This is a genomic window from Nocardioides sp. Z24_21 (assembly GCF_058134345.1).
Map to the genome: position 1 here is coordinate 206,176 of NZ_JBYTTH010000006.1, position 14,275 is coordinate 220,450.

The 14,275-nt window shown below is 73.1% G+C and carries 15 protein-coding genes and 1 pseudogene; 10 read left to right on the forward strand and 6 right to left on the reverse strand.

All coding sequences use genetic code 11. From position 1 onward, the window contains the following. Positions 1 to 26 precede the first annotated feature (26 nt). A pseudogene (locus tag AC3X7Z_RS18380) lies at positions 27 to 1,903 on the reverse strand (BCCT family transporter). Between AC3X7Z_RS18380 and AC3X7Z_RS18385 the strand changes: the two are divergent. Next, positions 1,902 to 2,138 carry a hypothetical protein gene (locus AC3X7Z_RS18385; protein ID WP_489976829.1) on the forward strand — a complete coding sequence of 79 codons (237 nt, stop codon included), beginning with the start codon at positions 1,902 to 1,904 and terminating at the stop codon, positions 2,136 to 2,138. The pseudogene AC3X7Z_RS18380 and the gene AC3X7Z_RS18385 overlap by 2 nt on opposite strands. A 13-nt stretch (positions 2,139 to 2,151) precedes the next feature. On the opposite strand, the gene AC3X7Z_RS18390 is transcribed toward AC3X7Z_RS18385, so the two are convergent. Next, a complete protein-coding gene (locus AC3X7Z_RS18390; RefSeq protein ID WP_489976830.1) occupies positions 2,152 to 2,313 on the reverse strand; it encodes a hypothetical protein in 162 nt (53 codons plus the stop codon). Positions 2,314 to 2,317: 4 nt separating this feature from the next. Further along, complete coding sequence (locus tag AC3X7Z_RS18395; RefSeq protein WP_186342516.1) at positions 2,318 to 4,006, reverse strand: bifunctional 3'-5' exonuclease/DNA polymerase; 1,689 nt, start codon at positions 4,004 to 4,006, stop codon at positions 2,318 to 2,320. Positions 4,007 to 4,022: 16 nt separating this feature from the next. Here AC3X7Z_RS18395 and AC3X7Z_RS18400 point away from each other — a divergent pair, with 16 nt between their 5' ends. Further along, entirely contained in the window at positions 4,023 to 4,535 is a 513-nt protein-coding gene (locus AC3X7Z_RS18400; protein ID WP_186342515.1) for a VanZ family protein, read from the forward strand. 98 nt (positions 4,536 to 4,633) lie between these two features. Here the strand turns inward: AC3X7Z_RS18400 and AC3X7Z_RS18405 are convergent, their stop codons facing one another. Beyond that, on the reverse strand, positions 4,634 to 5,227 hold the full coding sequence (locus AC3X7Z_RS18405; protein ID WP_489976831.1) for a hypothetical protein: 594 nt from the start codon (positions 5,225 to 5,227) through the stop codon (positions 4,634 to 4,636). Positions 5,228 to 5,402: 175 nt separating this feature from the next. Beyond that, complete coding sequence (locus AC3X7Z_RS18410; RefSeq protein ID WP_489976832.1) at positions 5,403 to 6,305, reverse strand: nitroreductase family protein; 903 nt, start codon at positions 6,303 to 6,305, stop codon at positions 5,403 to 5,405. A 283-nt stretch (positions 6,306 to 6,588) separates the two neighbouring features. On the opposite strand from AC3X7Z_RS18410, the gene AC3X7Z_RS18415 reads away from it, so the two are divergent. The 4 genes from AC3X7Z_RS18415 to AC3X7Z_RS18430 all read left to right on the forward strand — a co-directional run bounded on the left by AC3X7Z_RS18415 (position 6,589) and on the right by AC3X7Z_RS18430 (position 9,415). Further along, positions 6,589 to 7,185, forward strand: coding sequence for a hypothetical protein (locus AC3X7Z_RS18415; RefSeq protein ID WP_489976833.1), 597 nt, complete (start codon positions 6,589 to 6,591; stop codon positions 7,183 to 7,185). 137 nt (positions 7,186 to 7,322) lie between these two features. Then, positions 7,323 to 7,739: an Hsp20/alpha crystallin family protein gene (locus tag AC3X7Z_RS18420; RefSeq protein WP_186342750.1), complete on the forward strand. Its 417-nt coding sequence runs from the start codon at positions 7,323 to 7,325 to the stop codon at positions 7,737 to 7,739. 96 nt (positions 7,740 to 7,835) lie between these two features. Further along, positions 7,836 to 8,504: a DUF2238 domain-containing protein gene (locus AC3X7Z_RS18425; RefSeq protein ID WP_186342751.1), complete on the forward strand. Its 669-nt coding sequence runs from the start codon at positions 7,836 to 7,838 to the stop codon at positions 8,502 to 8,504. A gap of 71 nt (positions 8,505 to 8,575) precedes the next feature. After that, positions 8,576 to 9,415, forward strand: a complete 840-nt coding sequence (locus AC3X7Z_RS18430) for a universal stress protein (RefSeq protein ID WP_489976834.1) — start codon at positions 8,576 to 8,578, stop codon at positions 9,413 to 9,415. 16 nt (positions 9,416 to 9,431) lie between these two features. On the opposite strand, the gene AC3X7Z_RS18435 is transcribed toward AC3X7Z_RS18430, so the two are convergent. Continuing rightward, positions 9,432 to 9,926, reverse strand: coding sequence for a DUF6326 family protein (locus tag AC3X7Z_RS18435; protein ID WP_186342760.1), 495 nt, complete (start codon positions 9,924 to 9,926; stop codon positions 9,432 to 9,434). 162 nt (positions 9,927 to 10,088) lie between these two features. Between AC3X7Z_RS18435 and AC3X7Z_RS18440 the strand changes: the two genes are divergently transcribed. From AC3X7Z_RS18440 to AC3X7Z_RS18455, 4 genes are all read left to right on the forward strand, one after another. Next, the gene (locus AC3X7Z_RS18440) at positions 10,089 to 11,228 is read left to right on the forward strand and encodes a sensor histidine kinase (protein WP_489976835.1); all 1,140 of its coding nucleotides are present in this window, start codon (positions 10,089 to 10,091) and stop codon (positions 11,226 to 11,228) included. Beyond that, positions 11,225 to 11,881: a response regulator gene (locus AC3X7Z_RS18445; RefSeq protein ID WP_186342754.1), complete on the forward strand. Its 657-nt coding sequence runs from the start codon at positions 11,225 to 11,227 to the stop codon at positions 11,879 to 11,881. The genes AC3X7Z_RS18440 and AC3X7Z_RS18445 overlap by 4 nt, the downstream gene beginning before the upstream one ends. 117 nt (positions 11,882 to 11,998) lie before the next feature. Then, the gene (locus tag AC3X7Z_RS18450) at positions 11,999 to 13,501 is read left to right on the forward strand and encodes a DUF3375 domain-containing protein (RefSeq protein WP_489976836.1); all 1,503 of its coding nucleotides are present in this window, start codon (positions 11,999 to 12,001) and stop codon (positions 13,499 to 13,501) included. Continuing rightward, positions 13,498 to 14,274, forward strand: coding sequence for a DUF4194 domain-containing protein (locus AC3X7Z_RS18455; RefSeq protein ID WP_489976837.1), 777 nt, complete (start codon positions 13,498 to 13,500; stop codon positions 14,272 to 14,274). The genes AC3X7Z_RS18450 and AC3X7Z_RS18455 overlap by 4 nt, the downstream gene beginning before the upstream one ends. Position 14,275: the final 1 nt, after the last annotated feature.

The following is a 14,275-nucleotide window of genomic DNA, read 5'->3' on the forward strand; positions in this document are numbered from 1 at the left end:
TCGCCGGCCCCGGTCTGCGGCCCGCCCTACTCGACCTCGCTCTTCTCCACGGAGAACACGAAGTCGTCGCCGTGCTCGGTGACGCCGGTGATGACGGCGGCCTCCACGGCCTCGCGGGCGTACTTGCGCCGCACGACCAGCGGGTCCTGGCCGAGGTCCTTCACCAGCGCGACCGCCAGGCCGATCATGATCAGCACGAAGGGCAGCGCCGCGATCACCGTGATCGTCTGCAGCCCGCTGAGGGCGTCCGGGCCACCGACGAGCAGCATCACCGCGGCGACGGCACCGGTGGCGACGCCCCAGAAGACGACGGTCGGACGGCTGGGGTGGATCGTGCCGCGCTCGGACAGCGAGCCCATCACGATGGACGCGGCGTCGGCGCCCGAGACGAAGAAGATGCCGACCAGGACCATCACGACGATGCTGGACGCCGTCGCCAGGGGGTAGGCCTCGAGCGTGCTGAAGAGCTGGTTCTCCAGGCCACCCGCGCCCGCGATGTCGTGCCCTTCTCCTGCAGGTCGATCGCCGCGCCGCCGAAGATGCAGAACCAGACCACGCTGATCATGCTCGGCACCAGCAGCACGCCGGTGACGAACTGGCGGATGGTGCGGCCGCGGGAGATGCGGGCGATGAACATGCCGACGAACGGCGTCCACGACAGCCACCACGCTCAGTAGAACACCGTCCAGGTCGAGAGCCACGCGCTGGTCTCCGCGCCCTCGGCGGCAGTGCGGGCGGCCATCATCGGGAGGTCGGCGACGTAGCTGCCGATCGAGGTGGGCACCAGGTTGAGGATGAACACGGTCGGACCGACCACGAAGACGAACAGGGCGAGCGCGACCGCGAGGACCATGTTGATGTTGGACAACCACTGGATGCCCTTGGCCACGCCGGACACGGCGGAGAGCACGAAGGCGGCCGTCAGGACGGTGATGATGCCGATGAGCGCCGCGTTGTCGGTGTCGCCGAGGCCGGCGACGATCGTGAGGCCCGACTCGATCTGCAGCGCGCCGAGGCCCAGGGAGGTGGCCGAGCCGAAGAGAGTCGCGAAGATCGCGAACATGTCGATCGCCTTGCCACCGAGCCCGTGGGCGTGGCGTCCGATGAGCGGCTCGAACGCCGAGCTGATCAGCTGCAGGCGTCCCTTGCGGTAGACGCCGTACGCCACAGCGAGGCCCACGACCGCGTAGATCGCCCAGGGGTGCAGCGTCCAGTGGAACATCGTCGTGGCCATGGCGTTCTGCGCGGCCTCGGCCTCGCCGGCGGCACCCGTGCCGGGCGGGGGAGCGATGAAGTGGGTGATCGGCTCGCTGACGCCGTAGAACATCAGCCCGATGCCCATGCCGGCGCTGAACATCATCGCCACCCAGGAGATCGTGCGGAACTCCGGCTGCTCGTCGTCGCGGCCGAGCGGGATGTTGCCGAACTTGCCGAGCGCCAGCCAGATGACGAAGACGACGAACCCGCTCGAGGTCAGGACGAAGAGCCAGCCGGTGTTCTCCATCGTCCATGCCAGCCCCTTGCCCGAGGCGTCGGCGAGGCTGTCGGTGCTGATGAAGCCCCAGGCCAGGAACGCCAGGCTGACGACGGCGGTGACGCCGAAGACGAGCCTGTCCAGGCCGCGCTCACGCGGCGCGGTGGGCTCGATCGCCGCGTCGAGGGCGGGGTGCGGCTCGTCGACGGGGTCGGGCGTGGGCAGGTCGCGCGGATGCTCGAATCCGGTGGCCATCCGCCGACAGATCAAACAGCGGCGCCGGCACGCAACCCGCGGGCCCGCCCGTCCACCCGAAATGGCGCGCCAGTCGCGCGGAATGAGACCAGGACCACAGGGGTGAGGACCCCGCGGCAGCGGCCGTGGCACCGTGGTGGGACGGGCGGACAGCCAGAGGAAGGGGAGCGGCATGAGGCAGTCGCGGACGTTCGACCCGTCCCTGCACGCGGCCGGTGGACCGGCGGCCGAGGGACGGTGCTCCTACCACCGGAGCGAGCAGTCAGGGGACCGGGGCGACCCCGCGTGCGCGGGTGAGGCCGTCGTCTCCTTCGAGGACGGCGCCGGCGGGTGGGAGTCCGGGTGCTGCACGGCCCTCGAGGACCTCGTCGAGCGTGGTGAGATCGAGCCGCTCGGCCAGGGGGCGTGAGACCGGCGCCACCTCAGGCGCCGTTGGACGCCTCGTGCCAGTCCCAGTGCGCGCGGCGGTAGACGTCGGTGGCGGCCACCAGCGCGCCGCAGACCCGGCACACCGGCTGCGGGCCGGCGTCGGTGTCGAACATGTCGTCGATGTCCGCTCCGGCGATGTCGTCGTGCTCGCTCATGCGCTCACGATAGGGCCGGGCCCTCCGGTGGGCCACCCACCGCCGTGGCTCCGGGCTTGCCCGCCTCTGCGTAGGAGCGCGTGACGGTCACGGTGAGCGGGAAGTCCACCGCGAGGTCGCGGAACAGCAGCCGGCCCGCGTCCTCCGCCGCCGCCCTGGCCTCCCGGCCGACCGCGTCGGCCAGGGCGGCGGGAGTGTGCACGACCACCTCGTCGTGGAGGAAGAACACGAGGTGGGGCCGGTCGGTGAGCGCGCCGTCGCCGAGTCGCCAGAGCCGGTTGCGCAGGTCGGCGACCCAGCACAGCGCCCACTCCGCGCCCGTGCCCTGCACCACGAAGTTGCGGGTGAACCTGCCGAAGGCGCGACGCTGCCGGTCGAGCGCGTCGAGGTCGGGCGGCGTCGCGTCGGGCGACTCCTCCCACGTCCCGCCCAGTGACGGGCTGCCACGCCCGAGCAGCGTGCGCACCACCTGGCCGCGCTCGCCCGCCCGTGCGGCCTCCTCGACCAGGCCGAACGCCTGCGGGTAGCGGCGGGTCAGCCCCGCGACCATCCGTCCGCTCTCGCCACTGGTGGCCCCGTACATCGCCCCGAGCAGGCCGAGCTTGGCGTCCTGACGGCTCGCGACCGCGCCGGCGTCGACCATCCCCTGGTAGAGGTCGGCACCCCGCGCCGCCGCGGCCAGCCCACGGTCGCCACTCATCCCGGCGAGCACCCTCGGCTCGAGCTGCGCGACGTCGGCGACCACGAAGGTCCAGCCGTCGTCGGCGACGACGGCCGAGCGCACCTGCGCGGGGATCGACAGCGCGCCCCCGCCGTTGGACGACCACCGCCCGGTGGCCGAGCCGGCCGGCTGGTAGACGGGACGGAAGCGACCGTCGCGCACCCAGTCGTCGAGCCACGCCCAGCCGTTGGTCTGGAAGAGGTGGGCGAGCGACTTGTAGCGCAGCAGCGGCTCGACGACCGGGTGGTCGACCGCACGCAGGGTCGAGGCGCGGATGTCGCCGACGTCGATGCCGGCGCGGCGCAGCGAGGCGAGCAGGTCGGGGTGGGAGTCGGGGTTGAGGGCGGGGGCGTCGAGCAGGCGGCGCAGGTCGTCGGCGCACTCCTCGAGCAGGCGGGGGCGCGCTCCGCGCACCGGGCGTGGGCCGAGCCGCTCGGTGAGCAGGGCCTCGTGGACGTCGACCCGCCACGGGACCCCCGCGTGCGTCATCTCGGCGGCCGCGAGCGCGCCGGCCGACTCCGCCGCGACGAGGAGCGCGAGCCTCGGCTGCTCCGGCGAGGCAGCGATCGCGGCGAGCTGGCGGTCGTCCTCGAGGTCGGCGCGCAGGTGCTCGGCCGCGTCGTCGGCGCCGAACAGGACGGGGTCGCCCACCCGCTCCGCGGACCACGGCCGCAGCAGGTCCCACAGGTCGGCCTGGTCGCCGCGCAGGAAGGACCGGTCGACGGCGGGTGCCCGGGAGAGCACGCGACGACAGAGCCGGAGGTCGTGGCACCTCGTCACCCGCACGCCTGCCGCCAGCAGCCCGGGATACCAGCGGGCGGTGTCGTCCCACACCCACCGCGGGGCGTCGGGCCCGTCCTCCCGCTCGCGCACGTGGGCCGGAAGCGCGCCGAGCGGCAGCTCGCGGGAGGCACTGCCGTCGGCGACCAGCACCCGCTCACCCGGCAGGAGGGAGAGGCGGACGCGCGTCATGGGGACAGCCTCCCCGATGCCACCGACGCCGGACGCGGCGGTGCCCCGCTCAGGTACGACCCGGATGATGGGTCGGGTGCTGCACCGACATCCCTTCCTCGGCCTGATGACACTGCTCTACCTGGGGTTCGTCGGGCTGGTCACGCTGACGCCCGGGGCGGAGCAGCCCGACTACGCGGGCCTGGCCGGTCGCATCCTGGCCCGGCTCGAGCGCTACCCCGACCTCGACCCGATCACCAGCCGGCTCAGCGTGGAGCGGTTCGAGTTCCTCGCCAACATCGGGCTCTTCGTCCCGCTGGGGATGTTCCTGCTGCTGCTCGTCGGCTCTCGGCTGTGGCTCGTGGCCCTGGCCGCCGGCATCGTGCTGACCTCGATGATCGAGAGCGTCCAGCGCGAGATCCCGGGGCGGGTGTCCGACCCGCGCGACGTCGCCGCCAACACGATCGGCATGTTCCTCGGCATCGTGCTCGCTCTCGTGCTCACCCTGCCCAGCACCCTGCGGCGCCGCCGTGCGGCACGCGGCACCTGACGAGAGGGGCGGCGCCGGCGCTGCCCGCGTGGCCGTTCGCACGCGAGAGGACCCGGCGCCGTGGGCGCCGGGTCCGGGTGTGTGGGTGTGGGTTGGTGTCAGCGGAGGATGGGGAACCTGCGGACCAGTGCGGTGTTGCTCCACCAGCGGCCCAGGCCCCAGGTCATGCCGGCCGCGCCGAGGGCGAGGACGACCATCACGATGACGCCGATGAGGTGGTCGTCGACGATGGGGTTGTTCTCCAGCGGGAACGCGGCGAGGTACATGAAGGCGTACATCAGGGCGCCCGCAGCGGTGCCGATCCGCATCCCGACCCCGAGCAGCAGGGTCAGGCCGATGCCGAGCAGGCCGGCCATGAAGAGCCAGTCGACCCAGGCGTGTCCGGCCAGGGAGGTGAAGAACCCGTGGAAGGGGTTGTCGGCCGGGACGCCGAAGGACAGGAACCCCTCGGTGGGGCTGCCGCCGTTGATCCAGGCGGCGGGGCCGAAGCGGTCGAGGTTGCCCGCCTGGTCGTAGCCGGTGTGGAAGCCCAGGGCGAAGGTCTTGTCGAGGAAGGCCCACAGGAAGGTCACTCCGAAGGCGATCCGCAGGACGGCGAGGGCGCGGGCGAGGCCCGGACGGGTGACCTCCTCGGTCGCGGAGGTGGTGACGCCCTCGGTGCTGATGTGGTGCTGGCGGTGGATGACGCTCATCGTCATCTCCTCCTCGGTTCACGATTCCGGATGTCTTCCGGTACTTCCACTGTGGCCGACCGGTGGGGTCGCGTGGAGAGGAGGACGTCCATGATCGGCCGGGACCAAGGTCCCCACCTCCCAGGGACCCTCGTCCGGGCGCGAGCGAGCGACGGATCCCCGGCCCCGTCGGTGGTCAGTGCCCGTGGGCCAGGTGGGGGTCGGGCCGGCGTACGCGGAGGGGTGACTGCTGGAGGTCCGTGCGGCCCGTCGGCTGCCAGCCGACGCCCACCAGCAGCAGCGGGTGACCGAGCCCGTCGAGGACCTCGGCCCGGAGCGCCTCGCGGGTCTGCGTCACCTCGATCACCTGCGAGAGCGGGACGATCGACATCCCCTCCTCGGCCGCGGCCAGCCACATCGTGCTCAGGCCCTCACCGGCCCGCAGCCAGCTCTCCGGCGTGTCGTCACGGTCGAGGAGCATGACGAGGCCGTCCACCGGTCCGGGTGGTGCGAAGCCCTCCGGCGTGGCCCGGGCGATCCACGCCTCCTGCTCCGAGACGGCGGCGCGGTCCTGGCCCTGGAGCGTCGCCGCGCGGGAGATGAGCCGGTCGACCCTCGAGCGCTCGTCGCGGTCGGTGAGTGCCCGACCGATGGTGCCCCAGGTCGTCGCCGCCGCCGCGAGGTGCTCGAGATGCTCCCGTGGCACCGGTCGGGAGGCGGGGGGCCGCGGGTCGGCGCCCTCCTGCTCGACGGCCGCGAGCACGGCGTCGCCCCCGGGAGCAGGGGTGCCCGACGCGAGGTCCAGCCGGGCGAGCAGGTCGGGGCGCTCGGGGTCCGGGCGTCGGGTCACGGTCGCGCTCCAGCCGAGCGCAGCGGCCATCGCCTGGGCGTGGTGCAGCGCGGCACCGCAGCTGATGACCATGTCGCGGCCGTCCGGGTCCGTCGACGGCAGGCGCCGGCTGCGGTCGGCGAACAGCTCCAGCACGTCGGCCGACGCGCGCCAGCGCCACGGCTTCGTGTTGCGCACGCTCGGGGCGCTGGCGGCACCCGCGATGATCCGGCGCAGCGCCGGCACCGGCACGACGAGTGTCTGCGACATCGCTCAGCCTTCCCTCGAGACGTTCCTCGCAGACCAGCGTGCCGTCGCCCACCCGAGGCGGGCAGTGCCCTTCTACCCGGTCCCTCGGGGGCCGTCCGGGGCGGGCCGGGCAGCGCGCGAGCCGGCCCGCCGCGCCCCATGACGTCGGCCCCGTGCCCGAGCCGCCCACCGGCTGGTCGGCACCGGCCGGCTGCCTCTGGGAGCCGGGCGGCGCTGCGGGCACCGTGGGGAGCGGCAGGGCCCGCCCGGCGGCGGCCCGTGCCGCGAGCCGGAGGTGGACGGGATGAGGGTGTACCGCTGGGTGTGGGCGGTGGTGACCACGGTCGTCGTCGTGTCGAGCGTGTCGTACGACGTCCCGACCGGCGGGTGGGTGCGCCTGGCGGTGCTCGGTCCCGCGATGGCGGTGTTCGGCGCGCTCCTGGGGCTGGTCTTCGCCGAGGACCGGCACGACCGGTGGGCGTGGGCGAGGAGGGGCGCGGTCTGGCTCGGGGTGGGAGCGACGACGAGCGATGCCCTCGTCGCCGCCTGGGGCGGCGTCGGGCTGCTGGTCGGAGCCCTGCTGGTGGGGAGCTCCCCGGCCTTCGTCCGGACGGTGCGCTCGCGGTTGTTGGCCCACTCCCTGCGCAGCTGCAGCGGTCCGGTCGAGCTCCTCGCCACGCGCGACCTGATCCGCTGGTGGGACTGGACCACGGACGAAGTGGTGCACAGGCGCACCTCGGTGCCCCGGCGGATGGTCCTGGTCGAGGAGCGGCGACGGCTGCTCGACGAGCTCCAGCGACGCGACCAGGAGCGCTTCGAGGAGTGGATCGCGGTGGCGGTGCCCGAGCGCCCCGGCGACCGGCTCTGGGGCGGCGAGCGGGCGTGGCGTCGGGGGTGGTGACCGGCTCGTCGAGCCGCCCCCGCATGCCCCACCGAGCAGAGGTCCCGGGTCGAGTGGCCCGGTCCGTGCGCCTCTGCTGGGGCGCCGTGCGGCGGACGAGCATGGGGGAGACCAGACCCCGACCGAGAGGCACGCCCATGGCACTGACGCGACGCACCCAGAGTCCCTTCGCCGAGATGGTGGACTGGCTCGAGACGGTGGCCCCCTTCCGCCAGTCGTACGACGAGGGCTTCATCCCCGTCGAGGAGTACCGCGAGGACGGGAAGTACGTCGTGCGGGCGGACCTCCCCGGCATCGACCCCGACAAGGACGTCAGCGTCACCGTCGACGACGGCTACCTCGTCATCCACGGCGAGCGGCGGCACGAGGAGCACGACGACCACCACAGCGAGCTGCGCTTCGGGTCGTTCAGCCGCCGCCTCCCGCTGCCCAAGGGGAGCACGGGCAAGGACGTGACGGCGTCGTACGCCTCGGGCGTGCTGACCGTGACGATCCCGTCCGACGGCGAGGTGTCCGAGCCGACGCGCATCCCCGTCGCGCGCTCGGGTGACTGACGCGCCGCGGGCGATGCCCCGGTCGTCGGACGACCCCCCGCCGCCGCGGATCCCGGCGCCGCGCCGCCCGCCGGGCCGGCAGGGACGGGGTGAGGGGTGAGCTCGCTCGCCGAGGGCGTGCATCCACGCGTGGTCCCCTCGTGGGTGATCGTCCTCGACCTGCTCGCCAAGGTGGTGCTGGTCCTGGCCATGGCCCGGGTGGCCATCGACCCCGCCTGGGGCAACCTGGAGGGCAAGGCACCCGGCACCCGTGCGGTCACCTATCCGCTGCTCGCCTTCCTGGTGCCGCTGGTCTACTGGCTGCGCCGCCCGGCGGGGCCCTACCCGTGGCTGGCCGACCTGATGGTCACCGTGCCGGCGTTCTCCGACATCCTGGGCAACCGGCTGGACCTCTACGACCAGGTGGTGTGGTTCGACGACCTCGTCCACTTCGTCAACACCGGTCTGCTCGGCGCCGCTGCGGTCATCTTCTCCGGCGCCGTCGAGGCGCCGTTGCGGCGGCGGCTGGAGGTGTCGGTGTCGGTGGCCATGACCCTCGGGGTCGCCTGGGAGGTGTGGGAGTACCTCGCGTTCGTCACCCGCTCGGGCGAGGCCGGCACGGCGTACGCCGACACGGTGGGCGACCTCACGCTCGACTGGATGGGTGCCGTGCTCGCCGCCGTCCTGCTCGGGCTGCCCGGGTTCCACCGCCCGGGGGTCCTGCCCACGCCGCCCCACCTGGGCGCCACCCGACGGCCGTCACGGCCCGGAGGTCCGGCGGGCTGAGGCCCCCGCGGTGCCGGCGACGGGACCTCCGACTCTGGCGATGGTCGCCCGCGCACGTACATGCTCGCCTCATGGACGACACCACGCGCAGCATCCTCGTCGCCTACGACGGGTCCACCGACGCGGATCTCGCACTGGGATGGGCGGTGCGAGATGCCCAGCTCCAACGCCGCCCGGTGACCGTGGCCATCGTCGAGGAGACCGGCGCCACGCCCGGTGTCGCGTGGCAGCCAGCCGACCACTGGATCGAGGTGGAGCGGCGTGCCACGGCGATCCTGGCCAAGGCGCCCGTCGACGCCGCCACCGTGGTCCGCACGCACGGCCCTGCGGTGACGACCCTGGTCGACCTCTCCCGCGATGCCGCCCTCCTCGTGGTGGGCGGTCGCGGACACGGCCTGGCCGGTGAGCTCTTCGTCGGCTCGGTGAGCCAGCACCTCGCGACCCACGCTGCGTGCCCGGTCATCGTGGTCCGGGTCGCCGATGCGTCGGACGCCCGGCGGATCGTCGTCGGTGTGGACGGGTCCGCCGCGAGCGACGCTGCGCTCGACGTCGCGTGCCGGCACGCCCGGGCGACCGGCGAGACGGTGTCCGCGGTGCGGGCGGCCGCCGTCGGCACGGTCCACGTCGACCGACACGGAGAGATGCCGGACGCCCTCGGCCGGCTCCTCAACGACGAGGGGGAGCGCCTCGCCGCGACCGTCGAGGCGGCGGCCGCCCGCCATCCCGAGGTGGACATCGAGTCGGATCTCATCGCGCTCGCGCCGGCTGCGGCCCTCATCGAGGCGTCCAAGCACGCCTCGCTTGTCGTCGTGGGGTCGCGGGGGCTCAACCCCTTCGCCGGACTGCTCCTCGGCTCCGTCAGCCACGCCGTCCTGCACCGGGCGCGCTGCCCGGTCATGGTGGTGCGCTGAGCCGCCGCTCGCGGGGTCACGCCTGCTGCCGGGCGCGAACGGCGTCCCGCGCCGGACGGGTCGCCCTGCTCGGCGGGGTCGCCGTCGGCGCGGTGCGGGGCCAGGTCCAGGCCCACCGCAGGACGAGGGCGAGGAGGACCAGCTCCAGCACGACGCCGAGCCCGTAGAAGTACAGGTAGAACCCGCCCGCGATGTTGAAGACCGTGAAGGGCACGTAGAGCGCGGCCACGACGAGGTTCGTGGTGCGGTTCACCCTGGCAGGCAGCGTCGTCGACAGCACCACCATGAAGATCGGGACGGCCAGGGCGGTCAGCGCCGCCACCGAGAAGGTCTGGGAGAGGTCGAACTCGTAGACCTTGCCGTCGAGGATGTCCTCGACCATGCCGGGCGTGTAGAAGCCGAGGACGTCCACGTAGACGTACAGGAACATGAAGCTCGTCCACGCGGCGGCGAGCTTGGCCTGCACGGGGATCGTCCGGTCTTCCAGGGGCGTGCGGTGAGGTGCATTCATGTCGGGCTCCGTTGTCGTGGTGGGGATCGGTGCGTCCACGGTCCCTGCGCCACGTCGCGGGCGCCTCGGCTTCGAGGCCGGAGCTCGCCCGGCCGATGGCACGGTTCCTCGCTCGTACTTTCGGCGGGCACGCCGAGGCGCCCCGCTCCCTAGGCTGGCGCTGTGGTCACCGTCCCGCGCTCCGTCTGGCACGAGCCGCGGCCTGCCGACGCCCCACCCGTCGGCCGGCCCGACTGGCTGCTGGTGGGCGTGTTCGCGGCCGGCGTCCTGGTCGAGGGCGCCGCTCGACCGGGCGTGACCTGGCGGCCCCTGGTGACGGTGCTCGCCCTGGCGCTGGTTCCTGCGCTGCTCCGGCGGCGGCATCGCCCCCTGGTGACCGCCCTGGTGGGGTGGGGCGTCGCGGGGGTGCTCTCCGTGCTCCAGGTGGCCGCGCACGACGGGGACCTCGGCCTCTACTCCATGGCGGCCGTGCTGGTCCTGCTCTACTCCCTGGTGCGGTGGGGCTCGGGCCGCGAGGTGGTCGTGGGTACGGCGTTCGTGGCGGTCGTCGTTGCGCTGGGGATGTACGCCGGGTCCGCGGGCTGGGCCGACATCTTCGGCGGGACCGTCCTGCTGTTGCTGGTCATCGCCCTCGCGGCGGTGTTCCGCTACCGCGCGGACCTCTGGCTCCGCCAGCAGCGTGAGATCCGCAACCAGGAGCGGGTCGCGCTCGCGCGCGAGCTGCACGACACGGTGGCCCACCACGTCTCGGCCATCGCGGTGCAGGCCCAGGCCGGTGGCGTCGTCGCCGGCACCCAGCCCGAGAGGGCTGCGGAGATCCTGGCCGCGATCGAGTCCGAGGCGTCGCGAACGCTGGCGGAGATGAGGTCCATGGTGCGGGTGCTGCGGGAGGAGGAGGCGGTCGCCTACGCACCGCAGCCGGGTGTCGCGGACCTGCCTGCGCTGGCCCGCGCCGACCCGACGCCCGCGGTCGAGGTCTCGGTGGACGGCTCGTTGTCGCGGCTGGCACCACCCGTGGACGCCGCGCTCTACCGGCTCGCGCAGGAGGCGCTCACCAACGCCGTACGGCACGCGCGGAGCGCGACCCGCGTCGGGATCGACGTACGCCGCGAGGGCGACGCCGTCACGCTGCGCGTCAGCGACGACGGACGGGCCGAGCCGGGGCCAGCGCCGAAGCCCGGGTTCGGCCTGCTGGGCATGGCCGAGCGCGTCCAGCTCCTCGGCGGGTCGTTCTCCGCGGGCCCGCGGCCCGAGGGCGGCTGGGTGGTCGAGGCCGTGCTGCCGGTGGAGGCGCCGGCATGAGCATCCGCGTCGTCGTGGCCGACGACCAGGACCTGGTCCGGACCGGGCTCGTGATGATCCTCGGCGCGCAACCCGACCTCGAGGTCGTGGGGGAGGCAGCGGACGGGCTCGCGGCGCTCGACCTGGCGACCCGGCTCCGTCCCGACGTCCTCCTCGTCGACATCCGGATGCCCGGGCTCGACGGCGTCGAGGTGACGCGGCGCCTGGCCGGGCCGGACGTGCCCGACCCCATGGCGGTGGTCGTGATCACCACCTTCGACCTCGACGAGTACGTCCTCGGCGCGCTGCGCGCCGGCGCCCGCGGCTTCCTGCTCAAGGACGCAGGGCCGGAGCTCCTCGTGCAGGCCATCCATGCCGCGGCCGACGGGGACGCGCTGATCGCCCCCAACGTCACCCGCCGGCTGCTGGCGACCTTCGCCGACCACGCGCCGGTGGCACCGGTCCAGCCCGTCACCCCGCTCACCGAGCGCGAGGAGGAGGTGCTCGCGCTGGTGGCACGGGGCCGGACCAACGCCGAGATCGCCACCGAGCTCTTCGTGGGCCTGAGCACGGTCAAGACCCACGTCGCGTCGTTGATGGCCAAGCTCGGCGCCCGCAACCGCGTCGAGGTCGCGATGTGGGCGCACGACACCAGACGCGTGAGAGCCGATTAGCCGGTCGTGACCCGCTCCGCATCGCCGCGCAACTCGCGGGTCGCCATCCCTCCTGTCGGGGGGCTTTGTCATGCTTGCGCCCCGAGCACCAGGTGGGAACGAGTGGGGGCCTAGACGTTGAGCGAGATCACGGGCGAGCTCGCGCGCGTCAAGGGTGCCTTCGGCCAACCCACGCTGACGCTGCTCCACCAACGGCAGGCGCCCGTGGTGATCACCATCTTCCGCACTGCTTTCGGCCGCAACAACAACCCGATCCCCACGGCTCGCCTGCACACGCAGGTCGAGGAGCACGTCGCGCAGATGAGGCTGGCGGGGGAGCAGGACGTCCCCAGTGGCACCGGCCGCGACATCTGTCAGCGCTGGATGCGCGGTCAGTGGCTGGTCCGATCGCTCGACGAGGGCGGACACGAGGTCTACGTGCTGACCTCGCACGCGCAGCAGGCGTTGGAGCTGGTGAAGAACCTGGCGCGCGATCGGGCCACGCTCAGCGAGCACCGGGTCGCCACCATCCTCGGCACGGTCCGGCGCTTCAACTCCGAGGCCAACCCCGATCGGACGGCCCGAGTCACGATCCTCAACGAGGAGATCGCGCGGCTGCGAGCCGAGCGCGATCGGCTGGTCGACGGTGGTGTGCTGGAGGGCGCCACCGAGGACTACATGCTCGAAGGGTTCACCGAGCTGTTGTCGCTGATCTCGGCGCTGCCGAGTGACTTCGCTCGCGTCGAGGAGCGCTTCACGACCATCCGCGCCGAGATCCTCGCAGCGTTCCGAGCCGAGGACCGGCCGGCGGGTGAGGTGATCGACGACTACCTGGCTCGCGCCGACGCGCTCATGACGGCCACCCACGAAGGACGTGCGTTCGAAGGTGCGTTCGCGCTGCTGCGCGACGACGCGATGGTGGCGCAGCTTCGCGAGGACCTCACCGACCTGCTCGAGCACCCCCTGTCGGACCGGATCCTCAGCGACGCGGACCGAGCCGAGCTGCGCGGCACCGTGCGGGTGGTCCGCGACGGCCTCGACCGGGTGCTTGCGCAACGGTCGCGGGTGACGGCGACCCTCAAGGAGTACATCGTCTCCCACGACGCGGCGCGCGACCGCGAGCTCGAGCAGACGCTGCGCCAGGTGGAGGCCGAGCTGATGACGTGGATGGCCACGACCGGGCCGCGCGCCACCCACGACGTACCGCTGCTCCCCGCGCGCACGAGCATCGACCACCTGCGCGAGCGCTTCTACGACCCTGCCGACCACGTGCTGCCCGAGCGCCTCACCGTGGTCGACGCAGACCTGGCGCCGACGGTCTCGCTCGCAGAGCTGGTGTCGCAGGGTGGGCCCAAGCTGACGACCTTGCGTGAGCGGCTCGACGCCGCCTCCTCCTCGCTGCTCCCCTACGCCTCCCTCGGCGCACTGTTCGACGACCTGGAGCCGTCACTGCGCAGGCCGGTCGAGATATTCGGCCTGCTCCACCTCGCCGCCGACCGCGAGTGGCTGGCCGAGGACGAGACCGAGTCCTACGCGACCGTCCGTCCCGACGGAACGACGCGCCTCTTCGCGGTGCCACGGACGCCGCTGCCCGACCCAGACCTGGACGAGACCCGGCACGACAGGGAGACCCGCGCATGAGCGTCGAGACCGACACCGCGCCTGAGACCGCGCCCCACGCGGACGCGGAGGCGGCAACAGACGACGGACTCGTCGAGGACCTGCTCGACGACGGTTCGGTCTCCCTGTTCGAGGGCGACGAGGGCGGCCTCGAGTACGCGCAGCGGCGGGTCCTCGTCACGCTGCTCAAGCAGCGCTTCATCAGCGCGCGCACCCACCCACGCGACTGGCCGGTGCTCGTCGAGCACGAACGGCTGATCCGCTCCCGCCTCAACGAGCTGTTCCTCGACCTGCAGGTCGACCGCTCGAGCGAGGTGGCCTGGAAGCGACAGGCAACATCCGAGACGGGCAGCCGGTTCCCGACGCTGCTCTACGACGCCGCGTGGTCGCGCGAGGAGACGCTCGTCCTGGTGCACCTACGCGACCGGCTGCGCGCCGGGCTGGCCGGCGGCGACGCGCGCGTGTTCATCGACCGCGAGGACGTCGTGTCCTACGTCGCCAGCTTCCGACCCGCGCACGCCACCGACGAGGCCGGCGACGAGAAGCGGGCGCGCAATGCGGTCGCCAGCGTCGTCAAGGCCGGTCTGCTCATCCCCTCCGGCAACGACGAGCGCTTCGAGATCAGCGAGGCCGTGGAGCCGCTGCTGCCGCTCGAGCTCCTGCAAGAGCTGCTCGAGGCGTTGATGGCGGCCAACAGCAGCGAGGTGCTCCCGGAGCCCGAGTCGTCCCACCTCTTCGACGACGAGCCCGACCCGGACGGCCACGCCGCCGACGACGACGCGAGGGAGCAGTGAG